The organism is Xanthobacter sp. DMC12, assembly GCF_056314105.1.
Map to the genome: position 1 here is coordinate 133,693 of NZ_JBQUYZ010000009.1, position 24,471 is coordinate 158,163.

Below are 24,471 nucleotides of genomic sequence, written 5' to 3' on the forward strand. Positions count from 1 at the left end.
AACGGATTTCCGGTTCAGCCGCCGAGTGCCGACATATGCCGGGACAGGGTGGGGGCGCCGCCCCGGGTGATGACGAAATCATGCCCGCGGGGCTTCGCGCGGATGGCCTCGGCGATGGCCTCCGTCAGGGCCGCTTCGCCGCCGGTGCGCAGGCAAGTCTTTAGATCGACTGCATTTTCCTGACCAAGGCAGGTGTAGAGGACGCCCGTCGCGCTTACCCGGATACGGTTACAGCTCTCGCAGAAGGAGTGGGACATGGGGGTGATGAAGCCGATGCGCCCCCCGGTCTCGGCCACTCGGGCATAGCGTGCCGGACCGCCGGTGCGCTCCGGCGTGTCGGTGAGCGAAAAATGCTGTTCAATCAAGCCTCTGAGCCGGTCGAGCGGCAGATATTGGTCGACCCGGTCCACCCCCACGTCGCCGAGCGGCATGGTCTCGATGAAGGTGATGTCCATGCCGTGCCGATGGGCGAAATCGATGAGTTCAACCACGTTGCCGGGTGTGGAATCGGCGAGTGCCACCACGTTCAGTTTCACAGTCAGTCCGGCATTCAGTGCGGCGCGGATTCCATCCATCACCACGGGCAGCGATCCGCGCCGCGTGACCCGGCGAAAGGTATCGGGGTCCAGCGTGTCGAGGGACACATTCACCCGCCGCACCCCGAGCCGCGCGAGGTCGTCCGCATGGCGGGCGAGCTGGGTGCCGTTGGTGGTCAGCGTCAGCTCCTTCAGCGCGCCGGAGGCGAGGTGGCGGGAGAGCGAGGCGACGAGGTCCATGATGCCCCGCCGTACCAGCGGCTCGCCGCCGGTGAGACGCAGCTTGGTGACGCCATGACCGATGAAGGCGGTGGCGAGGCGGTCCAGTTCCTCGATGGAGAGCACCTCGTTGCGCGGCAGGAAGGTCATGTCCTCCGCCATGCAATAGACGCAGCGCAGATCGCAGCGGTCGGTTACCGAGAGGCGCAGATAGGTGATGCGGCGGCCGAACAGGTCGATGAGCGTGCACGGTGACGCGGACGGGGAGGCGGGGACGGGGCAGGGGGCGATCTGGGTGGGCATGTCAGGCCTCCTCCGCCGCGCGGGCGGATGGCGGGGGGAAGGCGCCGCAGCTACAGGCGCCGGGACCGCAGGCGGCAAGCTCGGGGAAGGCCTCCGCGTCCAGCTCCAGGAAGGCGGCGATGGCGTGCCGGCGGGCGGCGGTCATGGGCTCGGCCGGGGCGGCGATGAGAGCGTCGAGCGCGGGCAAGGCGGCGAAGTCTTCGGGCGAGGAGATGGTGGTGCCGAGGTCGCGCAGCAGGCCGTCGCCGATGCCGTAGATCCAGCCATGCACGGTGATGCGGTGGCCGCGCGCCCAGGCGGATTTCATGACCGGGGTCGCGGCGAGGCGGCGCATCTGCAAGGCGACGTTCAGCTCGCACATGCGGTCGATCTGCCGGGCGGTGTCGCCCGCCGCCGCGATCTCCCGGCGGTGGCGGCAGTAGAGATCGACGATGGGGGCGAGCCAGTGGTCCACCAGCGCGCCGCCGCCCGCGCCGGCGGCGTTCTCCAGCGCCCGCCGTACGCCGCCGCAGCCATAATGGCCGCAGACGATGACATGGCGCACGCCCAGCACCTCCACGGCGAATTCCAGCACCGCCAGCATGTTCATGTCGCTGGAATGGATGACGTTGGCGATGTTGCGGTGGACGAACAGCTCGCCCGGGTCGAGCCCCACCACGTCGTTGGCCGGCACCCGGCTGTCGGAGCAGCCGACCCACAGGAAGCGCGGCGCCTGCTGCTCCGCGAGGCGGCGGAAGAAGGTGGGGTCTTCTTCCGTCTTGGCCCGGGCCCAGGCGAGATTGTTGTCGAACAATTCGTCGAGGATGCCGTCCGGGCGGGGGCGCTCAGCCGTGCCCATGGTGGCCTCCACTGTGCCCCCCACCGTGGCCCCCACCACCTCCGCAGCCGCCGCCCCCGCCGCAGCCACAGCCGCCGCCGTCACGGGCGGCGTCTTCGGCCTCCCGCGCTGCCGCCGCCGCATCCTCCTTCAGCGCCCATTCGGTCATGGCCTTGAGGCAGGTGGCGGCAGGGTCGGTGCTGCGCTCCAGCGCGGTCATCAGCGCCAGCCAGTCTTCGTCGCCGGCGTGGTCGCCGAAGCGGGCGCAGGCGGAGGCGGCATAGTCCGCTGCGCTCTCGCCATAGGGCGCGCCGGCCGCATCGGCGCGGGCGACGAGGGAGAGATCGCCGAGGCCAAGGAGGGTTTCCTGCGCAAAGCGTTCATCGCGCAGGCGCCGCAGCAGGCTTCCGAGCAGCATGGCGGCCCCCTATTGCACGAGGGGCGATTGCGCCCCTTCCATGGAAATGCCGCGGATGTCGGCCCGGCCGATGAGCAGGCTCACATACTGGCGCATGGCGGCGTGCCAGGAGGACAGCTCCAGATGGCCGGCGATGGCCTCGCGCACCATCTCGAACGGCAGGTCGCGGCCTTCCACGCGGTGGGCGAGGCGGACGATGTGGAAGCCGTAGCGCGTCTCTACCGGCACGGGGTGGATGGCGCCCGGCGCCATGTCCGCCAGCGCCGCCTCGAACTCCGGCACGGTCTGGCCCCGGCCGATCTGGCCGAGGCTGCCGCCCACCTCGCGGGAGGGACAGGCGGAGGCCTCGCGCGCGGCGGTCTCGAACGCCACGGCGCCGGAGAGAAGGGCGGGGAGCAGGGCTTCCGCCTTCTCCCGCGCCGCTTGCCGGGCTTCGGCGTCGGCTGGATCGGCGGCGATGAGGATGTGCGCCACCTCATAGAGGTCGCCGGTGCGGAAGAGGGCCGGGTTGCGGGCGAAATAGCGCCGGCAGGTGGCCTCGTCCGCCGTGGGCACCTTAACCTCTTCCTCGAGCAGGGCGCGGATGACCGCCTCTTCTTCGGTCTCGCGGCGATCCTCGTCGTCCTCTTCGGGCACGGCGGCGATGCCGAGGCGGTCGGCCTCGGCGAGGAGCAGCTGACGCACCACGAGGGCATGGGCGGCCGCCTGCCATGCGGCGGCGGGGTCGGCCGCCGCATGGTTCTGCGCCTCGCGGGCGATGTCGGCGCGGGAGATGGCGACGCCATCGACGCGGATCTCCTGCGGCCGGCGGCCGATGGGGCGGGGAGTGGAGAGGCTGACGATCTCGACCATGGCCTTCACTCCGCCGGATTGCCGAGGGGACGGGCGGCGGGGCGCACTGCCGCCGTCGCCGGCTGCGGGCGCGCGGCGACGGGCTTGCGCGCGGGCCGGCGGGAGCGCACCACCTGATAGCCGGGCCGGCCGAGATACCAGACCGGCGCGCTCCACACATGCACGAGGCGGGTGAAGGGGAAGACGAGGAAGATCGTCATGCCCAGCACGAGGTGCGCCTTGAAGATGGGGCTCACGTCCGCGACATAGGCGGCCGCCGCCGGCTGGAGGGTGAGGATGCCCTGCGCCCAGTTCATGAACTTCACCATCTCGTGCCCGTCCATGTGATGCAGCGAGACGAAGATGGTGGAGAGGCCGAGCGTGAGCTGCACCCACAGAAGCAGCAGGATGGCGGTGTCGCCGAAGCTGGAGTTCGCCCGGATGCGCGGATCGAACAGCCGGCGATGGGCCAGAAGCGCGATGCCGATGAAGCACATCACCCCCGCGATGCCGCCCACCGTGATGGCGAGGCCCTGTTTGAAGCTGTGCGAGATGCCCAGCGCATCGAACACCCAGATGGGCGTCAGCAGGCCGCCGGCATGGCCGATGAAGATGACGAGGATGCCCACGTGGAAGAGGTTCGACCCCCAGCGCAATTGCCGCTTGCGCAGGAGCTGCGAGGAGCCGGTCTTCCAGGTGTATTGCTCCCGGTCGAAGCGGATGAGGCTGGCGACGAGGAACACCGTGAGGCAGAGGTAGGGATACCAGCCGAACAGGGCTGAATTGATGGCCTGTGACATGGTCGTCTCCTTCAGGCGGCAGGTTGGGGCGCGGGCTGGCGCGCCGGGTCGCGCGCATCGCGCTGGGCGGCGCGCAGCTGGGTGCGGAAGCGATCGACGCCGCAGGAGGCGGCATCGCCGGGGCCGAAGGTGACGGCGGTCTCCTCCCACTCCTTGTCGAGGGCGGCGAGGTCTTCGGTGTGGGCCACGCACGCGGGTGCGGGCGCCGGTGTGTCTATGGCTTTGGCTTCGGCCCCGGCAAGTCGGCGCACGGCGGTGAGCACGGCGGCATAGAGCGAACCGCGCTCGGCGAGGCGCTCCTCCAGCGTGGCGAGGATGTGGTCCACGTCGGCGAGCAGTCCCTCGGCCTCCGCCAGCGGGCGAGTGGCGACGAACTCCAGGAAGAGGGGCAGGAAGTCCGGCAGCTCGTTGGCGGTGATGGCGAGGCCGCCCTTCTCGTAGAGCGCCGCGAGGTCCACCATGGCCTGCCCGCGGTCGCGGCTCTCCCCATGCACATGCTCGAACAGGTGCAGGGACAGGCGCCGCGTTCGGTCGAAGAGGCTCACATAGGCCTCTTGCAGGTCGTAAAGGTCTGCACCGGCCAGCGACCGCAGAAGTGGCATGAGGGCGAGGCGGGTTGCGGCATCGAGCCGGCCGTCTTCGATGAGCGCGTCGGCAATGTGGGGCGCCGCATCCTGCAATGCCGCCTCGGGATAGAGGAGGAGGCGCGAAAGGGCCTTGAGGGTGAGGTTGTCGTCCATCACTCCACCTCCATCGGGGTCTTGGTGCGCCGGCCGGGCGTGTGGGTGGGGCTGCCGAACAGGTTCACATCGCTGTCCCCGCCCGAGCAGCCGTTGCCGAAGGAGAAGCCGCAGGAGCCGCGCAGATCGAACGGGTCCTCCCCCGCCTCGCGATGGGCAGTGGGGATGACGAAGCGGTCCTCGTAATTGGCGATGGCCATGGTCTGGTACATGTCCTCGATGTCCGCGCCGGTGAGGCCGACCTTCGTCGCGACGCGGGCATCGATGCGCCCGTCCACGGTCTTCGCCCGCATGTAGGCGCGCATGGCGAGCATGCGTTCCAGCGCCAGGGCGACCGGCTCCTCGTTGCCGGCGGTGAGGAGATTGGCGAGGTAGCGCAAGGGGATGCGAAGCGAGCGCACGTCCGGCATCTCGCCATCCATGCCCATCTTGCCGGCGGTGGCGGCGGACTGGATGGGCGAGAGCGGCGGCACGTACCAGACCATCGGCAGCGTGCGGTATTCGGGATGGAGCGGGAAGGCGACCTTCCACTCCATGGCCATCTTCCAGATGGGCGAGACCTTCGCCGCCTCGATCCAGGCATCCGGCACGCCATCCGCGCGGGCCTGGGCGATGACGGCGGGGTCCTTTGGATCGAGGAAGAGGTCGAGCTGGGCCTGGTAGAGCTTCTTCTCGTCCTTCACGCTCGCCGCTTCCTCGATGCGGTCGGCGTCATAGAGCAGCACGCCGAGATAGCGGATGCGACCGACGCAGGTTTCCGAGCACACCGTGGGCTGGCCCGCCTCGATGCGGGGATAGCAGAAGATGCACTTCTCCGACTTCCCGGAAGACCAGTTGTAGTAGATCTTCTTGTAGGGGCAGCCCGAGACGCACATGCGCCAGCCCCGGCACTTGTCCTGATCGATGAGGACGATGCCGTCCTCCTCGCGCTTGTAGATGGCGCCGGAGGGGCACGCCGCCGCGCAGGTGGGGTTCAGGCAGTGCTCGCACAGGCGGGGCAGGTACATCATGAAGGTGTTTTCGAACTGGCCGTAGATCTCGGCCTCGACACCCTCGAAGTTCACATCCTTCCGCCGCTTGGCGAACTCGCCGCCCAGGATCTCCTCCCAGTTCGGCCCCCATTCGATCTTCTCCATCCGCTCGCCGGAGACGAGGGAGCGCGGGCGGGCGGTGGGGAAGGCTTTCGATTCCTTCGCGGTGTGCAGGTGCTCGTAATCGAAGGTGAAGGGCTCGTAATAATCGTCGATTTCCGGCAGGTCGGGATTCGCGAAGATGTTGGAGAGCACCCGCCATTTGGCGCCGATGCGCGGCTCGATCTTGCCGTTCTCCTTGCGGCGCCAGCCGCCCTTCCACTTCTTCTGGTTCTCCCACTCGCGCGGATAGCCGACGCCGGGCTTGGTCTCCACATTGTTGAACCAGGCGTATTCCACGCCCTGGCGGCTCGTCCACACGTTCTTGCAGGTGACGGAGCAGGTGTGACACCCGATGCACTTGTCGAGGTTCAGCACCATGGCGATCTGGGCGCGGATCTTCATTGGGCCATCTCCTTTTGGGAAGCGGCCGGCAGCTCATCCTCGAGCCAGTCGACCTTGTTCATCTTGCGCACCACCACGAATTCGTCGCGGTTGGCGCCGACGGTGCCGTAATAGTTGAAGCCGTAGGATTGCTGGGCGTAGCCCCCGATCATGTGGGTCGGCTTCAGCACGGTGCGCGTCACGGAATTATGGATGCCGCCGCGCTTGCCGGTCATTTCGGAGCCGGGGGTGTTAATGATCTTCTCTTGCGCGTGATACATCATGGCCATGCCGGGCATGACGCGCTGGGAGACCACGGCGCGGGCGGTGAGCGCGCCGTTGGCGTTGAACACCTCCACCCAGTCATTGTCGGCCAGGCCGGCCGCGCGGGCATCGTCCTCGCTGATCCAGATCACCGGCCCGCCCCGGTTCAAGGTGAGCATGAGGAGATTGTCAGTATAGGTGGAGTGGATGCCCCACTTCTGGTGGGGGGTGAGGAAGTTGAGCACGATCTCGCGGTTGCCGTTGGGCTTGGCATTGCGATGGCCGGGGATGGTCTTCAGGTCCACCGGCGGCTTCCAGGTCACCAGCTCTTCGCCGAAGGCCCGCATCCACAGGTGGTCCTGATAAAGCTGCTGGCGGCCGGTGAGCGTGCGCCAGGGGATCAGTTCGTGGACGTTGGTATAGCCGGCGTTGTAGCAGACCTTCTCGCTCTCGATGCCCGACCAGGTGGGCGAGGAGATGATCTTGCGCGGCTGCGCCTGCACATCGCGGAAGCGGATCTTCTCGTCTTCCTTGGGCAGCGCCAGATGGGCGTGGTCACGGCCGGTGTTGTGGGAGAGGGCCTCCCACGCCTTCACCGCGACCTCGCCATTGGTCTCCGGCGCCAGCATGAGGATGACCTCGGCGGCGTCGATGTCCGTTTCGATCTTCGCGAGGCCCTTGGCCGCGCCATCCCGATGGGTGCCGTTGAGCGCCTTCAGCGCGTCCACCTCATGCCCGGTCTTCCAGCTGATACCCTTGCCGCCATTGCCGATTTTCTCCATCAGCGGGCCGAGGGACGTGAACCGGGCGTAGGTCGCGGGATAGTCGCGCTCCACCACGGTCACGCTGGGCATGGTCTTGCCGGGGATGGGCTCCACCTCGCCCTTGCGCCAGTCCTTCACATCCAGCGCCTGCGCAATCTCGGCGGGCGTGTCGTGGAGGATGGGCGTGAGCACCGTGTCCGTCTCCACCCCCAGCACTTCGGGCGCGACGGCGGAGAAGGTGCGGGCGAGGCCCTTGTAGATCTCCCAGTCGGAACGCGCCTCCCATGCGGGGTCCACCGCTGCCGAGAGCGGATGGATGAAGGGGTGCATGTCCGAGGTATTCAGATCGTTCTTCTCGTACCAGGTGGCGGTGGGCAGCACGATGTCCGAGTAGACGCAGGTGGTGGACATGCGGAAGTCCAGCGTTACCAAAAGATCGAGCTTGCCGGTGGGCGCTTCCTCGTGCCACGCCACTTCCGTGTTGCGCACCGCGCCCTCGGCGCCGAGGTCCTTGCCCATCACGCCGTGCTGGGTGCCCAGCAGGTGCTTGAGGAAGTATTCATGGCCCTTGCCCGAGGAGCCGAGCAGGTTGGAGCGCCAGACGAAGAGGTTGCGCGGCCAGTTGTCCGGGTGGTCGGGATCGTGGCAGGACAGCTCCAGATCGCCGCTTTTCAGGGCGGAGGCCACATAGTCCTTCACCTCCTGGCCGGCCGCCTTGGCCTTGGCGGCGATGGCGAGGGGGTTCTGCTTCAGCTGCGGCGCCGACGGCAGCCAGCCCATGCGCTCGGCGCGGACGTTGTAGTCGATGAAGCTCTTGTCCCACTCGCCCTTGGGCGCGGTGGGGGAGAGGATTTCGCCGGCGGTCAGGGTCTCGTAGCGCCACTGGTCCGTGTGGGCATACCAGAAGGAGGTGGCGTTCTGGTGCCGGGGCGGGCGCGACCAGTCGAGGCCGAAGGCCAGCGGCTGCCAGCCGGTCTGCGGGCGCAGCTTCTCCTGCCCCACATAATGCGACCAGCCGCCGCCCGACTGGCCGATGGCGCCGCAGAACACCAGGAGGTTGATGACCCCCCGGTAGTTCATGTCCATGTGATACCAGTGGTTCATGGCCGCGCCGATGATGATCATCGAGCGCCCGTTGGTCTTCTCCGCATTGGTGGCGAACTCGCGTGCCACGGTGATGATGGCGTCGCGCTTCACGCCGGTGATGCGCTCGGCCCAGGCGGGCGTGAAGGGCACGTCCTCGTCATAGGAGACGGCAACGTTGCCGCCGCCGAAGCCGCGGTCGAGGCCGTAATTGGCCATCATGAGATCGTAGACGGTGGCGACCTTCATCACGCTGCCGTCGGCGGCCTGGATGAGGCGGACGGGCAGGTTGCGCGTCAGCACCTCGCCATGGTTCGTGGCCACGAAATGCTCGGTGGCGCGGCCGCCGAAATAGGGGAAGTCCACGGCCGCGATCTCGTCCGCATGCTCCTCCAGCGAGAGGCGCAGGCGCAAAGTGCGGCCGGCGCCGTCCTTCTCCTCCAGGTTCCATTTCGCCTGCTCGCCCCAGCGATGGCCGATGGAGCCGACGGGGGCGACGAGATCGCCGCTGGCGTCGTCGAAGGCGACGGTCTTCCACTCGGGATTGTTCTCTTCCCCGAGCCCGCCGGGCAGGTCGGAGGCGCGCAGCATCCGCTCCGCCACGAGACGGCCGTCGCGCTCCACGAGGCGCACGAGGAAGGGCATGTCCGAGTAGCGTCGCAGGTAATCGTCGAAGTAGGGCACCTGCCGGTCAAGATGATATTCGCGCAGGATCACATGGCCCATGGCGAGGGCCAGCGCCGCGTCGGTACCCTGCTTGGGGTTCAGCCAGATGTCGGCGAACTTGGTGGCCTCGGCATAGTCCGGCGTCACCACCGCGCTCTTGGTGCCCTTGTAGCGCACCTCGGTGTAGAAATGGGCGTCCGGCGTGCGCGTCTGCGGCACGTTGGAGCCCCACACGATGATGAAGCCGGCATTGTACCAGTCGGCGCTTTCCGGCACGTCGGTCTGCTCGCCCCAGGTCTGCGGGGAGGCCGGCGGCAGGTCGCAATACCAGTCGTAGAAGGAGAGACACACGCCGCCGAGCAGCGAGAGATAGCGCGCCCCCGCCGCATAGGAGACCATGGACATGGCCGGGATGGGCGAGAAGCCCGCCACCCGGTCCGGGCCGTGCTTGCGGATGGTGTAGGCGTTGGCGGCGGCGATGATCTCGTTCACCTCGTCCCACGTGGCGCGCACCAGCCCGCCATGGCCGCGGATGGAGGTGTAGGAGGCGCGCTTTTCCGCGTTGCCGACGATGGAGGCCCAGGCGGCCACCGGCGGCAGCTTCGCCCGGGCCTCGCGCCAGAGCTTCAGCAGGCGCCCGCGCACCATGGGGTGCTTCACCCGTGCGCCGGAATAAAGATACCAGCTGTAGGAGGCGCCACGGGCGCAGCCGCGCGGCTCATGGTTGGGCAGTTCCGGGCGGGTGCGGGGATAGTCCGTCTGCTGGGTTTCCCAGGTGACGATGCCGCCCTTCACATAGATCTTCCACGAGCAGGAGCCGGTGCAGTTCACGCCGTGGGTGGAGCGCACGATCTTGTCGTGCTGCCAGCGCTTCCGGTAGCCGTCCTCCCACGAGCGATCCTCGTGGGTGACGATGCCGTGGCCGTTGGAGAAGGGCTCGGTCTCGCGGCGGAAGAAGGTGAGCCGGTCGAGGAAATGGGACATGATCGTGCCTTCCGTTACGCGGCCGCAGCCGGACGGGGGGTGGCGCGCGGGGCGATCCCGCGCTCGATGTCGTGGAGGAGGCCGCCCTTGCGGGTGTAGACGGCCCAGGTGATGAGCAGGCAGCTCACATAGAAGCCGAGGAAGGCCCAGAGCGCCGCCTCCGGCCCTCCGGTGAGGGCGATGGAGGTGCCGTAGCCCTTGGGGATGAAGAAGGCCCCGAAGGCGGCAATCGCCGAGGTGAAGCCGGTGATGGCCGCCGCCTCCTTCTCCGCCTGCTTCCGGCGCGCCTCCGCGTCGGCGGCGGGCATCAGGCGGTCCATCTCCTTGGCCATGATCGCGGGGATCATCTGGAAGGTGGAGGCGTTGCCGACGCCGGTGGCGAAGAACAGCACGAGGAAGGCCGCGAAGAAGGCCGAGAAGGCCCAGGGCTCCGCCCGCATGCCGATAGCCCACAGCACGCCCGACACGCCCGCCATCATCAGCACGAAGACGAAGAGCGTCACCCGCCCGCCGCCGTAGCGGTCCGCGAGCCAGCCGGTGCCGGAGCGGGCGATTGCGCCGACGAGCGGGCCGAGGAAGGCGTAGGAGAGCGCGTTCACCTCGGGGAAGAGGATGTTGGTGAGCAGCGGAAAGCCGGCGGAATAGCCGATGAAGGAGCCGAACGTGCCCGTGTAGAGCCAGCACATGATCCAGTTGTGCTTGCGCTGGAAGATCACCGACTGCTCGCGGAACGAGGCCTTGGCGTCGGCGATGTCGTTCATGCCGAACCATGCGCCGAAGGCCGAGAGGACGATGAAGGGCACGAAGACGAAGCCGGCATTCTGCAGCCACATAGGCGCCGGACCCGCCGCAGCCTTCACCATCGCCGGATCACCGCCGAACTTGCCGAACAGGCCCATGGTGATGACCAGCGGCACCACGAACTGCACCACGCTGACCCCGAGATTGCCGAGGCCGGCATTCAGCGCCAGCGCGTTGCCCTTCTCCGCCTTGGGGAAGAAGAAGGAGATGTTGGCCATGGAGGAGGCGAAGTTGCCGCCGCCGAAGCCGCACAGCAGCGCGAGGATGAGCAGGACGATGTAGGGCGTGTCCGGGTTCTGCACCGCATAGCCGATGCCGAGCGCGGGGATGATGAGCGACCAGGTGGTGAGCGTCGTCCAGAGCCGCCCGCCGAAGATCGGCACCATGAAGGAGTAGAAGATGCGCAGCGTCGCGCCGGTGAGGCCGGGGAGCGCGGCGAGCCAGAAGAGCTGGTCGGTGGTGAACTTGAAGCCCACCAGCGGCAGCTTCGCCACCACCACCGACCACACCTGCCAGATGGCGAAGGACAGGAGCAGCGCCGGGATGGAGAGCCACAGATTGCGCCGGGCGATGGCGCGGCCGGTGGAGGCCCAGAACGTCTTGTCCTCGGGCCGCCAGTCGGTCAGCACCGCGCCGGCCTTGCGGGCGGGAAGCGCGGGGACGGGCATGCCCTGCATTTCCGGCAGTTCGGGCAGGGTGGCCAGAGCGGGGGCGGAGGCTTCCTTCTCCATGTGGCGGATGGCGAGGTGCATCCAGGCGAGCGCGCCGACCGCGATGACGAACAGCAGCATGAAGCAGCTGGTCCACAGGCCGGTGAGGTCATTGAGCACGCCGAAGGCAAGCGGCAGCACGAAGCCGCCAAGGCCGCCGATCATCCCCACCAGGCCGCCCACGGCGCCCACATTGTTGGGGTAATAGACCGGGATGTGCTTGTAGACCGCGGCCTTGCCCAGCGCCATGAAGAAGCCGAGCACGAACACCGTGACGGTGAAGCCGGCGACGCCCATCTCCATGTGGAAGGTGATCGGCCCGTTGATGCCGCGCACCACATAGTCCGTGGGCGGGTAGGACAGCACGAAGGTGGCGAGGACGGAGACGAGGAAGGTCCAGTACATCACCCGCCGCGCGCCGTAGACGTCGGAGAGATGCCCGCCATAGGCGCGGAACAGGCTCGCCGGCACGGAGAAGGCGGCGGCGAACATGCCGGCCTGCTTGATGTCGAGGCCGTAGACCTTGACGAGATACTGGGGCAGCCACAGCGCCAGTGCGACGAAGGCGCCGAAGACGAAGAAATAATAGAGCGAGAAGCGCCACACCTGGACGTTCTTCAGCGGCTCCAGCTCCAGCCACGCGCTCTTCGGCTTGATGCCGAGGCGGCGGCGCTCCACCAGCACCGGATCATCCTTGGTGGTGACGAAGAAGAGCACGGCCATCACCACGAGGGCGGCGGCCCACACCTGCGCGACCATCTGCCAGCCGAAGGCGACCAGCACGAAGGGGGCGAGGAACTTGGTGACGGCCGCGCCCACGTTGCCGGCGCCGAAGATGCCGAGCGCGGTGCCCTGCTTGCCCGCGGGATACCAGCGCGAGACATAGGCGACGCCCACCGAGAAGGAGCCGCCGGCGATGCCGACACCGAGTGCCGCCAGCAGGAACTGCGGGTAGGTCGCGGCATAGGTGAGGAGGAAGGTGGCGAGCGCGGCTGCCAGCATGGTGAGGGCGAATACCACGCGCCCGCCATACACATCCGCCCACACGCCCAGCGCCACGCGGATGAGCGAGCCGGTGAGGATGGGCGTGCCGATGAGCAGGCCGAACTCGGTGTCCGTGAGGCCGAGATCCTGCCTTATGCGGATGCCGATGATGGAGAAGATCGTCCACACCGCGAAGCACACGGTGAAGGCGAGGGTGCTCATGGAAAGGGCTCGCCTTTGGTCGCTTTGGCTCGCCTCGAGAGGGGTGTGCATGGCTTCAACCCGCCAGTTGCAAAGTCGCGGCCGGGCCGCGCGTCGCAAACCTGCGGCGGGGGCGCCGTGGCTTCTTTGATCTGTATCAGTAATAGACTGCGGTCATCAGAAAACAGGAGGTACTTACTGGATGAGTCGGAGGTAAATGTCTTTATTATGCTCTATGTTTTACAAGTTTTGATGTTGCGATTGACATTTGTCAATCCGTGCGCGATGGCTTGGTTGGGGTGACGATAAGAGGTGCGCATGAGGCCCGACGACGCCGCCGTGATCCGAAGCCTGCCGCTGTTCGCCGACGCCCGCGAGGAGACCTTCGCGGAGCTGGTGCGCACGGCCTTTCTCCAGCGGTTCCCGCCGGGTGTGACGCTCATCAACGAGAGCGACGAGGCGGACTTCCTGCACGTGGTGGTGGAAGGGCAGGTGGAGCTTTTCGCCACCTCCGGCGAGCGCGAGACCACCATGAGCATTGTCGAGCCGGTGGGCACCTTCATCCTCGCCGCCGTGCTCAACGCGCGCATCTATCTCCAGTCTGCCCGCACCCTCAAGAAATCGCAGGTGCTGATGATCCCGGCCGAGAAGGTGCGCGATGCGCTGGGCACCGACCCGGCCTTCACCCGCGCCGTCGTCACCGAGCTTGCCCGCGGCTATCGCCGGGCGGTGAAGGAGGTGAAGGGCCAGAAGCTGCGCACGGGGGCCGAGCGCCTTGCCAACTGGCTGCTCCAGCGCGCCGACGCGGAAGGGGCGGGGCGGATCACCTTGCCGTTCGAGAAAAGGGTGCTGTCCTCGCTCCTGGGCATGACGCCGGAGAACCTCTCCCGCGCCTTCGCCGTGCTGAAGACCCACGGCGTGACGAGTCGCGGCGCCGTCATCACCCTCGCCGATCGCTCCGCGCTGGCCGCCTTCGCGCGGCCCGATCCGCTCATCGACGGGCCGGAGTGAAAGCTGCCAGCGCAGGCATCCTTCCGCCTCGCGCCCGGCGCTTCGCGCCGGCGGCCCCGTGGCCTCACCGCCGTCGTGCTCCGGCTCGACCGGAGCACCCATCCGGCCGTTTGTCCCGGCGGAGACATGGGCCCTCCGCTCAAGCCGGAGGGCGACGGCGGGAATGGATGGCGCTGGTCTGCGAAGCGAAGTCCGCGCTGGTCGTGCTTGGCTCTTGATTAAGACCGCCCAGCTTGGCCATGGTGCGCCCGGCCGGTGATTCACAGCGCGCGGCAGGGGGGCGATCCATGGCGGCGACGCGGTTTCACAGGGTGGTGATCTTCCTTCTGTTCGCCATCACGGTGGTGAACTACATCGACCGCGCCGCCATTTCCTATGCCATCCCGGCCATGGAGCAGCAGCTGGGGCTCTCCAAGGCCGCTGCCGGCACCATTCTCGGCGCGTTCGGCCTCGGCTACGCGGTGACCACGCTGATCGGCGGCTTTGCCGTGGATCGCTATGGCGCGCGCATCGTGCTCGCCGTCGCGGCGGTGCTGTGGAGCCTGTCCATCGGCCTCACCGGCCTCGCCTCCGGCTTCCTCACCCTCTATCTCGCCCGCACGCTGCTGGGCATGGCGGAGGGGCCGAACTTCTCCGCGGTCACCGGCGCGGTGGAGCGCTGGCTGCCGCCGGCCCGGCAGGCGAGCGCGCTCTCCTATGCCCTCGTGGCAGTGCCCGTGGCGCTTGCCTGCGGCGGGCCGATCGTGACGCAGCTTCTGGCGGCGCTGGACTGGCGCGGCACCTTCGCCGTGCTGTTCGTGGTGTCGCTGCTGTGGGTGCCGCTCTGGTACGTCCTGTTCCGCGACGACCCGGCCCAGTCGCGCCACGTGAATGCGCAGGAGCTGGCCTTCATCCGCGCGGGCCAGAATCAAGAGGCTGCGCCGGTCCGCCGCTGGCCGCGCATGAGCGAGGTGCGGGTGCTGCTCACCAACCGCACGCTGCTGGTGAACTACTGGGCCTTCTTCGTCTTCGGCTATTTCCTGTTCTTCTTCATGGCGTGGCTGCCGAGCTATCTGCAGCAATCCTACGGGCTGAACCTTGCCGCCGTGGGCGCCTTCACCGTGCTGCCGTGGCTCTGTGCCGCCGTGGCGCTGTGGGCGCTGGGGCGCTGGTCGGATCACCTGCTGAAGACGACCGGGCGGCTGCGCGTCTCGCGCTCCTATCTCATCGCCGGGACCCAACTGGTGGCGGCGCTCGCCGTGGTGCCGGTGGCGTTCAGCGCCAGCCTGCCGGTGGCCATCGCCTGCATCTCGCTGGCGGTCGCCGCCTCCATGGGCGCGAATGCGGCGTATTTCGCGGTGAACGTGGACATCGTGCCGGAGAAGGCGGCCACCGCGCTCGGCATCATGGACTTCTGCTTCGCACTGGCCGGCTTCGTCGCCCCCGTCATCACCGGCTTCGTGCTGTCCCTGCGCGGCTCGTTCGCCGACGGGTTCGGCTTGATGGCGGTGCTGGCGCTCTCGTCCGTGGTCCTCGTCCTTGCCTTCCACCGGCCGGACGAGGACCGCGCGATCCCCTGAGCCTCAGCGGCCGGCGTTCATGGCGTTGAGCACTGCCTCGCTTGGCCAGCAGTCCACCTTGAGCCCGGCAGACTTCTGGTAGGCGCCGAGCGCCGCGCGGGTCTGCATGCCCGCCTTGCCGTCGATCTTGTCGGAATAGAGCCCCAGCTGCGCCAGGTGCTTCTGCATGGCCTCCACCGATTTCGTCTTGAGCTGGGAGGAGGCCGACCACGGCGTGCGGAAGGGTGAGGGGTCGGTCATGCGGTCGGAGAGGTGGCCGACGAACAGCACGTAGAGGTCCGAGAAATTATACTGCTTGATGACGAAGTAGTTCGCCGTGGTGAGGAAGGCCGGGCCGTAGGTGCCTTCCGGCTGCAGCAGCGAGGCGGGCTGCGCCACCTCGGTGGCGGAGAGGCGGCGGACGGGGGCGTAGCGGGCGCGGATCCACTCGCCGATGGGCTGCTTGAACTCCGGCACGCCCATGGTGCAGTCGGCATTCACCGGCGCCAAGACCTCGTAGGCCCAGCGCACGCCCGGCTGCCACCCCTTGTCGGCCAATTGCTTGGCGGCGGAGGCGAGGGCGTCCGGCACGGAATGCCAGATGTCCGCATGGCCGGTGCCGTCGAGATCGACGCCGTGCTTCACGTAATCGGAGGGCAGGAACTGGGTGAGGCCGGTCGCCCCGGCCCAGGAGGCACGGAAATCCTTCCGGCTCACGTCGCCATCGTTCAGCATCTTGAGGGCGAGGATGAACTCGGTGCGGTACTGGTCCTTGCGGCGGCCGGCATAGGCCTGCGTCGCCAGCACCTTGAGCGCGTCGTGGGGCGAGGTGTAGCGGCCGAAATCCGTCTCGCGGCCCCAGATGGCCAGCACCACGGGCGCGGGAACGCCGAACATGGCCTCGATGCGGTCGAGGGGTGCCTTGTACTTCTGCATCAGCCGCTGCCCCTCGGCGGCGAGGCGGGCGATGGTGGCCTCCTTCACATAGGCCGCCGGCACCTGCACGAACTCGGCCTGTCCGCCGGCACCCGTCGAGGGGCGGCCGGGCAAGGCGAGGTCGGGCAGCTTGTAGTCGGGCTCGAGGCCGGCCGTCTCCCGCTCGAACGTGGCGCGCGAGACGCCGGCCGCCTGCGCTTCCGGCCACAGGGATGCGATGAACCGCGTGAAGGCGGCATCCGCCGCCTGCGCTGGCGCGGAAGCGGCGAAGGTGAGGGCCAGGGTCCAGGCGATCAGCCCGGCGAGGAGGCAACGGTAACCGGCAGGCAAGGGACGGCTCATGGATCGGGGGAGGGCTGCGCCGGAGGGTAACATGGCCCGCCGCAGCCGCCAAAGCGGGCGGCGCCCTCTTGGTCCCGATGTGCCGCCCTCAGACGGTCAGCACGTCCGCATAGATCTTCTCGGCGAAGCGCTGCGAGTTGGTGGCGGGCTTGATGACCTGCACCAGCTTCAGTTCGTCCGTGTAGGCCGCGAGCTGGGTCTTGAGGTCGGCGCCCACCGGCGCGTGGTGGTGGTCCTGGCTGTTCAGCATGGCCACGAGGTCGTCGATGGAGCCCTTGCCGCCATAGCCGGAGAAGGTGCGGGCGGCGAGTTCCGGGTCGGCGCCCACCTTGTGCGCGCCTTCCAGGATGGCCCGGGTGAGGGCGGTGGCGACGGGCCGCTCGTCGCGGATCAGGCTGCCGCGCACGCCGATGATGCAGCAGGCGCGATCGACGTACTTCTCCGAGAGGTTGGTGGCGAGCTCCGTGAGCTTGCCCTTGGAGTCCTTGATCCAGATCCAGGTGCGCGGATCGGCATCTGCCAAAGCCTGCGCCTCGCCCTTGTCGATGGCGAGGGGCAGCGCCTCCAGCGGATACTGGCGCCACTCCACGTCCTTGAACGGGTCGACGCCATGTTCGGCGAGGTAGATGGAGAAGAAGTTCTTGCCGGGCGAAGCCTGGTCGGAGATGGCGATGGTCTTGCCCTTGAGGTCCGACACCTTGGTGACGCCGGCGCTGGCATCGCCGAGCAGGCGCAGGCAGCCGCCATGGACGCCGGCGGTGATCTTCACGTCGAAACCCTGTTCCAGCGGCTTCAGCCAGCGCAGCGCCATGCCGATGCCGGCATCGGCCTTGCCGGTGGCGATGGCTTCCAGAAGCTGCTCGGTGGAGCTGCCGAAATTGACGAAGTCCACATCGAGGCCGTGGCGCGCGAAGATGCCCGTCTCCTTCGCCACGGGGGCGGCGGCAGTGCAGATGGCGCTGGCATTCCACGCGAGCTTGAGCGGCCGCAGCGGACCGGCGGGGGCTGCGCCCTCCGCGGCGGTGAGGCAGAGCGGGAAATCGGGCACGCTGCTCGCCGGCGGGCGCATCAGGTTGGCCGCGAGCACCCGCCCGCCGGCGGCCCCGGCGATGGTGGCGGCTCCTGCGGCGAGGCCGTAGCGCAACAGGTTGCGGCGGGAGGTGGCGCGGGGGGCATCACGGCCGTTTGTCTGCGTATCGTCGGTCATGGCGGACTCCTGAAATCGGGCTGATGAATGGGGTTCGGGCAAAGGGCTCACCAGGTGGCGTCGAGGCCGAGGAGGCCGAGCAGGTGGTGGCGCAATTCGGCGAGGCGCGGGTCGCCGCGATGGCGCGGATAGGGCACATCCACCGTCACGTCGGCCTTGATGCGGGCCGGCCGCTCGGAGAAGACGATCACCCGCTCGGCGAGGAACAGCGCCTCCTCCACATCGTGGGTGACGAGGAGCGCGGTGAAGCGGGCGTCCTGCCACAGCTTCAGGATCTCGCCCTGCATGGTGATGCGCGTCAGGCTGTCGAGCTTGCCCAGGGGCTCGTCGAGCAGCAGCAGGCGCGGCTCGTTCACCAGCGCGCGGGCGAGCGCCACGCGCTGGGCCATGCCGCCGGAGAGCTGGCGCGGATAGGCGCTGGCGAAGCCAGCGAGGCCGACGAGGGACAGCGCTTCGCCCACCCGCCGTCGCTGCGCCTTGAGGAGGCCGCGCGCCTCCAGTCCCAGAGAGACGTTGGCCTCCACCGTGCGCCACGGATAGAGGGTCGGGTCCTGGAAGACGAGGATGCGGGAGGGGTCGGGCGCGGTGATGGATGTTCCGTCCACCGCGAGCTGGCCGGAGACCGGCTGGTCGAGGCCGGCGAGGAGCCGCAGCAAAGTGGACTTGCCGCAGCCCGAGGGCCCGAGCAGCGCGACGAACGAGCCGGGCTCGGCGGAGAAGCTCACATCGTCCAGCACGGGCAGCGGCGCGCCCTCCAGCTGGAAGGCGTGGCTCACATGCTCCACGTCGAGGCGCAGACCCGGCGCGGTCGCGGGTGCGGGCAGGGGGGAGAGGGCCGCGCTCACCACCGCACCAGCTCCTTCTGCCAGGCGAGGGTCCGGTCGCGCAGCCGGAACAGCAGGGTGACGAGGCTGGAGCACATCAGCGCCATCACCAGCAGCGCCGCATACATGTTGGCATAGGCGGCCCAGCCCTGCGCCCATTGCAGGTACCAGCCGAGGCCCGCCTTCACCCCCAGCATCTCGGCCACCACCAGCACCGCGAACGAGGTGCCGAGGCCCATGAAGAGCCCGACGAACACGTGCGGCAGCGCGGCGGGAATGGCCACTTTCAGCACCAGGAAGCACTGGCTGGCCCCGAGCGTGCGAGCGATGTCGTAATAATCCTTGTTGACCGAGGCGATGCCCGACCAGGTGAGGATGGTGACGGGAAAGCCGGTGGCGAGCGCGAGCAGGAACACGCTGGCGCTCCAGGAGGAGGGAAACAGGAAGAAGGCCACTGGCAGCCAGGCGGTCGCCGGCAGCGGGCCGATGAAGCGCAGCACCGGATGCGCCCAGTAGCCGGCGATGCGCCACCAGCCGATGGAGACCCCGAGCGTGACACCCACGGCAGCGCCGATGGCATAGCCCCAGGCCAGGAGTTTCAGGGAGGCGACGACGCTGAGGCCGAGTTTCGGCCAATCATCGAGATAGACTTCCAGCAGCGCCTGCGGCGGCACGAAGAAAGGACGCGGCAGCAGTTCCAGCTTCGCCGTCACCGCCTCCCAGGCGATGAGGCCAAGGGGCAACACGAGAAGCCACGGCCCCCAGTGCCGCAGTCCCTTCAGCCGCAGCCCCGCCACCGGGCCAGCGAGCGCGGCGAGGAGAATGAGCCCGCCGATGCCGGCGAGGCCGAAGGCAAACTCCCGCGTATAGGCGAAGTCGTCCGCATCCGGCACGAGCCCGGCATAGGCGGCGGCTCCGAGCCAGACGACGCCGGCCGCCAGCCCCGTGTGCCAGAGCGGCACCCGCTCCGCGTGATCGCGGGAGCGCCGGCGCGGAACGCCGGCGATGGCGGGCGTCTCGATCAGCTGATCTGTCATCGGTTGGTCTCGCCTGCGGCTGTGATCGGGAAGAACGGGGCGCACGCGAGAGCCGTGCGCGGGAAGCTAGGAGTTGAATCAATCTAGTAATTTTATGGAAATTATAAAAATTGAGTCAAGCGCCAATCTGCGCCTGTCTCGGTCGTGCTGCAGGCGCGCGCCGGTTCAGGCCGATGGGACTGGCACGGCCGGTGCTTGCCTTGTCCGGAGGGGCCGGTTCTGGCGCCTTCCCGACACAGGCGGCCCGCAGAGGCAGAGGCGCATCCATGGCCATAGAAGCGGTGCTGATGGACATCGAGGGCGTTCTCGGGCCCCTGTCCTTCCTCGACGAGACGCTGCTGCCCCATGCGCGCGAACGGCTCGGCGCCTTCATCGCCGAGCATGGCGAGGAGGACGAGGAGATCGAGGCGGCGCTGGACGAGGCCGGCCGGCTCATGGGCGGCTTCTCCCTCACGCCCCGCGAGGCGGAGGCCCTGCTGCTGCGCTGGATGAAGCAGGGGCGCAATCCGACGCCGCTCAAGATCATCCAGGGCCGCATCTGGCAGGAGGGCTATGCGGCGGGCGCCTTCATGGCGCAGGTGCATGGCGATGCCGGGCCGAGCCTCGCCGCCTGGAAGGCGCAGGGGCTCCGGCTCTTCACCTTCTCCTCCTCGTCGGAACTGGCGCAGAGGCTGTGGCTCTCGTCCGCCGGCTCGGAGGCGGCAGGGCTGCTCGACGGCTTCTTCGACACCCGCATGGGCCAGAAGCTGGAGGAGGAGGCCTACAAGGCCATCGCCCAGGAGATCGGCGTCGCTCCGGCGCAGATTCTCGTTCTGTCCAGCAATATGGACGAACTCGACGCCGCCGCGTCCGCCGGTCTCGCGACGGTGCGGATCGCGCGCGACGGCGGCGACGGCGGAAAGCATCCGGCGGTGGCGGACCTCGCGTCCCTGATCCTGCCATGAGACCAGCCACGAGCCGGCCGAAGGACGCCTGATCCATGCCCCGCTTCACCGTGGAAACCCGCAGCGGCGACCGGCAGGACGTGACCGGCCGCGACGGCGCGACGCTGCTCAAGGCCATCCGCAAGGCCGGCATCGAGGAACTCACCGCCCAGTGCGGCGGCGGCTGCGCCTGCGCCACCTGCCACGTCTTCGTCTCCCTGCCGGAGGGCGTGACGGCGCCTCCGATCAGCCCCGGCGAAAGCCGTATGCTCGCCACCAGCCAGAACCGCACCCTCGCCTCCCGCCTCGCCTGCCAGCTGAAGCTGGAACCGGCGCTGGACGGCATGGTGGTGGTGATCGCGCCGGAGGAGGCCGGGGATTTCTGACGGTCAGCCGAGGGTGAAGGCCGGCAGGTCCGGGCGCGCGATCATCAGCCAGAAGATGCCGAGCACCGCCGCGAAGGCGGGACAGCCGAAGGCGAACCAGGTCCAGAACAGGCGATGATAGGCGGCAGGCAGCGCTGTGCCCGCCGCGGCGGCGGCTTCGGCGAGCGTGCGCATGCGCATCTGCATCCCCACCACCGGCAGCCAGAACGCTCCGGTGAGGAGATAGAGGGCGATGGAGAGCACGATCCAGCCTTCGGTGAGCGGATAGCCGGCCGTCTGCGCCAGCAGCGCCCCCGTGACGGGCTGCAGCACCACGGCGGTGGCGGTGAAGAGGAAATCCGCGAGGACCACGATGCGCGCCACCGCCGCCACCGTCGCAGCACGGCCGGTGGCATGGACCATCACCATGAAGAAGGCGATGCCCGCCCCCGTGCCGAGCAGCACCGTGGCGCCGATGACATGCAGGAACTTCAGGACGAAATAGGCCATCACCGGTCCCTCAGGATGGCGAGGGCGACGAGGTTCAGCATCATCACGGGCGCGATCTTCACCAGCGGGCCGAGCGGATCGGTCCACAGGGACGGCAGGAGCGCCGTGCCGGCGACCACATAGAGCAGGGAGACGCCGAGCGCGGCCCACAGGGCCGTGCGTGTGGTCCGCCGCACGGCGATCCCGACGCCGATGGCGAGGTCCGCCAGCGCGCCGCCGAACGCCAGCGGAGCGGCGAGAGGGCCGGCGCCCGCCGTCGTCAGGAGCGCGACGCCCGCATCATAGGCGGGGCCGAGGGAGAGAAGCCCGGTGACGGTCCAGAACAGGGCGAACACCACGAAGATTGCCGGTTTCAGCACGTAGAGGGCGGCGAACCAGCGCTCCTGCACGCCCGCCGGCTCGGCGGCGAGGGCATCGGCGAGGGATTTCGGGCGGATGCCGGTCATCTCCATCCACGGGCCGGGATCGCCGGTGGTGCCGCGGGCGATCTCGCGCGCCACCGTGCTGCGTAGGGGCGGGCGCCAGCCGAGGCGGCCGAGCGCGTCGCCGATGCGGTACATGAGATGGGCGATCCCGCCGGGGACGCTGACGGTGCGCGCAGGCGCAAAGCCCAGCCACCGGCGATAGGTGGCGATCACCGCTTTGAGGGGCAGCCGTTCCGGCCCGGCGAGGTCCAGCTCCACGCCCGCCGGCGCGTCTGGGCTGACGAAATGGGCCACCGTCTCCGCCACATCGTCGAGCTGCACGATCTGCAGGTCGGCGGTGTCCGGAAACAGCGGAAAGACGGGCAAGGCGGCAAGCCCGCGGAACATGGCGCTGCCGCCATAGGCCCTGCGGCCGAGCACCACGGACGGGCGCAGGATGACATGATCGAGCCCGCTCGCCGCCAGCAGCGCATCGCCCTCCTGCTTGGTGCGGGAAAAATCGGACGGCGCGCCCGTATCGACGCCGATGGCGGAGATATGGATCACGCGCCGCACACCGGCGAGCCGGCAGGCCGCGATCAGCGTCGCCATCCCGGCCACATGCACGCCCGCGACGCTTTCGCCCGGCCCGTCCTGAAGCAGGCCTGCGGCGTTCACCACCGCGTCCGCCCCCTCCAGCTCACGCGCGAGCTGCTCGGGCGTCGCGGTGCCGAGGTCGAGCGCCACGAAGCGGGCCTGTGGCAGGGTGCGGGCCGCCGTCCCGATGTTCCGCGCAAGGCCGACGACCTGATGCCCCGCCGACGCCAGCCGCGCCAGTACGGCGGAGCCGATGAGGCCGGTGGCGCCAAGGACGATGATCCGCATGGTCCTGAACTACCATGCCGGCACCGGACCTGACATGCGGCATTGCCGCAGCGCCAGTGCCTCGCGCCACCCTCACTCCGTCGCGAGGCGTTCGGCGAGTTCGCGCACGTCGTCCCAACTCAGGCGATGGGGCGCGCCGCCGGTGTCCACGTCCACGCCCTCCGCATGGACGGCGGCGGAGAAGTCGCCATCCATGCCCACGGGGCTGAGATAGAGGAAATCCGTGCGCCGCCAGTCGTGGGCGACGGCGGTGAAGGCGCGCGACAGGGTGCGCCCCTCCTCCAGCGTCAGGTCGTAGTGCAGCGCCGCGCCCAGCGTCATGCGCAGCATGTCGCCGAGCAGGCGGTGGGACACGCGCCGGACGAAGGGATAGGGGACGCCGGGGTCGGTCATTGCGGGAAGCTCATGGCGAAGTCCTCAGCGCTCAGAGCGACCGGACCTCTTCTGCCTTGGCGACGAAGTCCAGCCTGTCCGCCGCGTCGAAATCCGCCACGGGCACCGCGAAGGCGAAGCGGTTCGCGTACCAGAAATTGCCGAAGGGCAGGAACAGGCTGCCGGAGGTGAAGGTGGCGAGCGTCGCGTCGCCCGCCTTCAGCACCGCCTCGAAGCCGGGGCCGGCCTCGGCGGCGGCGGTGTTGTCGCCGAACACCTCGAACTGCACGACAAGCCGCACCAGCGGCGCGCCGGCCTCCTCCGTCTTGATGGCGATGACCTTCAGGTCCTGGAAGCGCCGGCCGATGGTGCCGTCCGCCAGCAATTGCGGGAATTCATGCACGCGCCCCTTCTTCACCGCGAGGCCATCGGCGGGCAGCACGCCGAGGTCGGCGAGCCCGGTGGGCTTGGCGGGGGCCAGTGTCACGCTGGTGCGGGTTTCCTGCAATGCCGGCAAAATACGCTCCTGTCGGGCTGGTCATTGGAAATGCGACAAAAATCGACATTGCCAGCCCAGAAGCACATTGCGCGCCAGATCGTCCTCAGCTGCCGCGATAGGTGGTGTAGGAGCCGGGCGAGAGCAGGAGCGGCACGTGGAAATGCTCCTCCGGATTCCACACGGTGAAGGCCACGCGCACCTTGCCGAGATAGGCGCGGGCGGTCGTAGAATAGCCGTGGCGGGCGAAATAGGTGGGCGTGTCGTAGCGCCACTCGTAGGTGCCGGCGGCCAGGTCGCCGTTGCCGAGCAGATGGTGGTCGCAGGCGCCGTCGTCGTTGGTGACGAAGGAGGTGAGGCGCGTCATGCCGCCGTCGCTCTCCCGCCGCCACAGCTCCACGCCGAGGCCCCCGGCCGGCGCCGCGCGCACCGTGTCGAGCACATGGGTGGAAACGCTGCCCGTGGGCGCGGCGCGCACGCGGTCGAGCAGCCGCATCCAGGAGATGGCCGCGACCTCCGCCAGCGCCTCGGTGCGCTCCGCCTCCGGGCTTGCCGCGAGCCGCCGCTCGAAGGTGGCGAACAGGGTCTCCAGCGAGGCCTTGCGCACGGCAAGGATGAAGGGATAGCCGAAGCGCGCCTCATAGGCGGCGTTGAGCCGGTCCAGCCGCGCGCTGATCTCGGCGTCGAGCGCATCGAGGCCGAGGGCGGTCTGCTCGGCAGTGGATTCCGCCGTGGTGCCGCGCCGCAGGGTCTCGGGGGAGAGGCGGGGATGGCCGTTGAGGAAATCCGCCAGCGCCGGGGCGGGCAGCGCCTCGATGCCGGCGAGCATGGCCCTGTGCAAAGCCGTGAGAGTGGCGAAGGGGCGGGCGGCGGCGGTGCCCTGCGCCACCCAGGGGGCATTCTCGAACACCGGGCCGAGGGCGGCGGCGAAGTCCGGCGCGGACATGGCGTTGAGGGCGTCGAGGCTCAGGAGGTGGCCGGTCATG

Annotated in this window: 21 protein-coding genes and 1 pseudogene; 4 read left to right on the forward strand and 18 right to left on the reverse strand. The window is 68.7% G+C overall.

All coding sequences use genetic code 11. The features are described 5' to 3' along the window. Positions 1-14: 14 nt before the first annotated feature. The 9 genes and pseudogenes from moaA to ACT535_RS24555 all read right to left on the reverse strand — a co-directional run bounded on the left by moaA (position 15) and on the right by ACT535_RS24555 (position 12,707). Positions 15-1,058 (reverse strand): GTP 3',8-cyclase MoaA, encoded by a 1,044-nt coding sequence (gene moaA / locus ACT535_RS24515; RefSeq protein ID WP_476366354.1) that lies wholly within the window; start codon positions 1,056-1,058, stop codon positions 15-17. 178 nt (positions 1,059-1,236) lie between these two features. Then, positions 1,237-1,896 (reverse strand): annotated as a pseudogene (locus tag ACT535_RS24520) (carbonic anhydrase); the annotation flags it as partial. Continuing rightward, positions 1,883-2,293, reverse strand: a complete 411-nt coding sequence (locus ACT535_RS24525) for a hypothetical protein (protein WP_476366355.1) — start codon at positions 2,291-2,293, stop codon at positions 1,883-1,885. The gene ACT535_RS24525 and the pseudogene ACT535_RS24520, both read right to left, overlap by 14 nt. Positions 2,294-2,302: 9 nt before the next feature. Next, positions 2,303-3,145: a peptidylprolyl isomerase gene (locus tag ACT535_RS24530; RefSeq protein ID WP_168462509.1), complete on the reverse strand. Its 843-nt coding sequence runs from the start codon at positions 3,143-3,145 to the stop codon at positions 2,303-2,305. A gap of 5 nt (positions 3,146-3,150) precedes the next feature. Further along, a complete protein-coding gene (narI, locus tag ACT535_RS24535) occupies positions 3,151-3,924 on the reverse strand; it encodes a respiratory nitrate reductase subunit gamma (protein WP_476366356.1) in 774 nt (257 codons plus the stop codon). An 11-nt stretch (positions 3,925-3,935) separates the two neighbouring features. Continuing rightward, positions 3,936-4,664 (reverse strand): nitrate reductase molybdenum cofactor assembly chaperone, encoded by a 729-nt coding sequence (gene narJ / locus ACT535_RS24540; protein ID WP_476366357.1) that lies wholly within the window; start codon positions 4,662-4,664, stop codon positions 3,936-3,938. Beyond that, a complete protein-coding gene (gene narH / locus ACT535_RS24545) occupies positions 4,664-6,199 on the reverse strand; it encodes a nitrate reductase subunit beta (protein WP_476366358.1) in 1,536 nt (511 codons plus the stop codon). The genes narJ and narH overlap by 1 nt, the downstream gene beginning before the upstream one ends. Continuing rightward, entirely contained in the window at positions 6,196-9,939 is a 3,744-nt protein-coding gene (locus ACT535_RS24550) for a nitrate reductase subunit alpha (RefSeq protein ID WP_476366359.1), read from the reverse strand. Before ACT535_RS24550 ends, narH begins: the two co-directional genes overlap by 4 nt. Positions 9,940-9,953: 14 nt before the next feature. Then, positions 9,954-12,707, reverse strand: a complete 2,754-nt coding sequence (locus ACT535_RS24555) for a nitrate/nitrite transporter (protein ID WP_476366360.1) — start codon at positions 12,705-12,707, stop codon at positions 9,954-9,956. 246 nt (positions 12,708-12,953) lie between these two features. Between ACT535_RS24555 and ACT535_RS24560 the strand changes: the two genes are divergently transcribed. Further along, positions 12,954-13,646: a helix-turn-helix domain-containing protein gene (locus tag ACT535_RS24560; RefSeq protein ID WP_168462515.1), complete on the forward strand. Its 693-nt coding sequence runs from the start codon at positions 12,954-12,956 to the stop codon at positions 13,644-13,646. 287 nt (positions 13,647-13,933) lie between these two features. After that, on the forward strand, positions 13,934-15,205 hold the full coding sequence (locus ACT535_RS24565; protein ID WP_476366361.1) for an MFS transporter: 1,272 nt from the start codon (positions 13,934-13,936) through the stop codon (positions 15,203-15,205). Between the two features lie 3 nt (positions 15,206-15,208). On the opposite strand, the gene ACT535_RS24570 is transcribed toward ACT535_RS24565, so the two are convergent. The 4 genes from ACT535_RS24570 to ACT535_RS24585 form a co-directional block, all read right to left on the reverse strand. After that, on the reverse strand, positions 15,209-16,462 hold the full coding sequence (locus ACT535_RS24570; RefSeq protein WP_476366362.1) for a lytic murein transglycosylase: 1,254 nt from the start codon (positions 16,460-16,462) through the stop codon (positions 15,209-15,211). Positions 16,463-16,550: 88 nt separating this feature from the next. Beyond that, positions 16,551-17,669 (reverse strand): ABC transporter substrate-binding protein, encoded by a 1,119-nt coding sequence (locus tag ACT535_RS24575; RefSeq protein ID WP_476366363.1) that lies wholly within the window; start codon positions 17,667-17,669, stop codon positions 16,551-16,553. A 47-nt stretch (positions 17,670-17,716) separates the two neighbouring features. Further along, entirely contained in the window at positions 17,717-18,517 is an 801-nt protein-coding gene (locus ACT535_RS24580; protein WP_476366364.1) for an ABC transporter ATP-binding protein, read from the reverse strand. Continuing rightward, complete coding sequence (locus ACT535_RS24585) at positions 18,511-19,530, reverse strand: ABC transporter permease (protein ID WP_476366365.1); 1,020 nt, start codon at positions 19,528-19,530, stop codon at positions 18,511-18,513. Before ACT535_RS24585 ends, ACT535_RS24580 begins: the two co-directional genes overlap by 7 nt. A gap of 266 nt (positions 19,531-19,796) precedes the next feature. On the opposite strand from ACT535_RS24585, the gene mtnC reads away from it, so the two are divergent. Both mtnC and ACT535_RS24595 read left to right on the forward strand, forming a co-directional pair. After that, on the forward strand, positions 19,797-20,474 hold the full coding sequence (gene mtnC / locus ACT535_RS24590; protein WP_476366366.1) for an acireductone synthase: 678 nt from the start codon (positions 19,797-19,799) through the stop codon (positions 20,472-20,474). A gap of 35 nt (positions 20,475-20,509) precedes the next feature. Next, on the forward strand, positions 20,510-20,839 hold the full coding sequence (locus ACT535_RS24595) for a 2Fe-2S iron-sulfur cluster-binding protein (protein ID WP_476366367.1): 330 nt from the start codon (positions 20,510-20,512) through the stop codon (positions 20,837-20,839). Positions 20,840-20,842: 3 nt separating this feature from the next. Here ACT535_RS24595 and ACT535_RS24600 read toward each other — a convergent pair whose 3' ends face one another. The 5 genes from ACT535_RS24600 to uraD all read right to left on the reverse strand — a co-directional run bounded on the left by ACT535_RS24600 (position 20,843) and on the right by uraD (position 24,470). Next, positions 20,843-21,328, reverse strand: coding sequence for a DUF2269 family protein (locus tag ACT535_RS24600; protein ID WP_476366368.1), 486 nt, complete (start codon positions 21,326-21,328; stop codon positions 20,843-20,845). Continuing rightward, a complete protein-coding gene (locus ACT535_RS24605) occupies positions 21,328-22,617 on the reverse strand; it encodes an SDR family oxidoreductase (RefSeq protein ID WP_476366369.1) in 1,290 nt (429 codons plus the stop codon). Before ACT535_RS24605 ends, ACT535_RS24600 begins: the two co-directional genes overlap by 1 nt. Before the next feature lie 72 nt (positions 22,618-22,689). After that, positions 22,690-23,010 carry a hypothetical protein gene (locus tag ACT535_RS24610; RefSeq protein ID WP_476366370.1) on the reverse strand — a complete coding sequence of 107 codons (321 nt, stop codon included), beginning with the start codon at positions 23,008-23,010 and terminating at the stop codon, positions 22,690-22,692. Between the two features lie 31 nt (positions 23,011-23,041). Next, positions 23,042-23,506: a hypothetical protein gene (locus ACT535_RS24615; RefSeq protein WP_476366371.1), complete on the reverse strand. Its 465-nt coding sequence runs from the start codon at positions 23,504-23,506 to the stop codon at positions 23,042-23,044. Positions 23,507-23,591: 85 nt separating this feature from the next. Then, positions 23,592-24,470, reverse strand: coding sequence for a 2-oxo-4-hydroxy-4-carboxy-5-ureidoimidazoline decarboxylase (gene uraD, locus ACT535_RS24620; protein WP_476366372.1), 879 nt, complete (start codon positions 24,468-24,470; stop codon positions 23,592-23,594). Position 24,471: the final 1 nt, after the last annotated feature.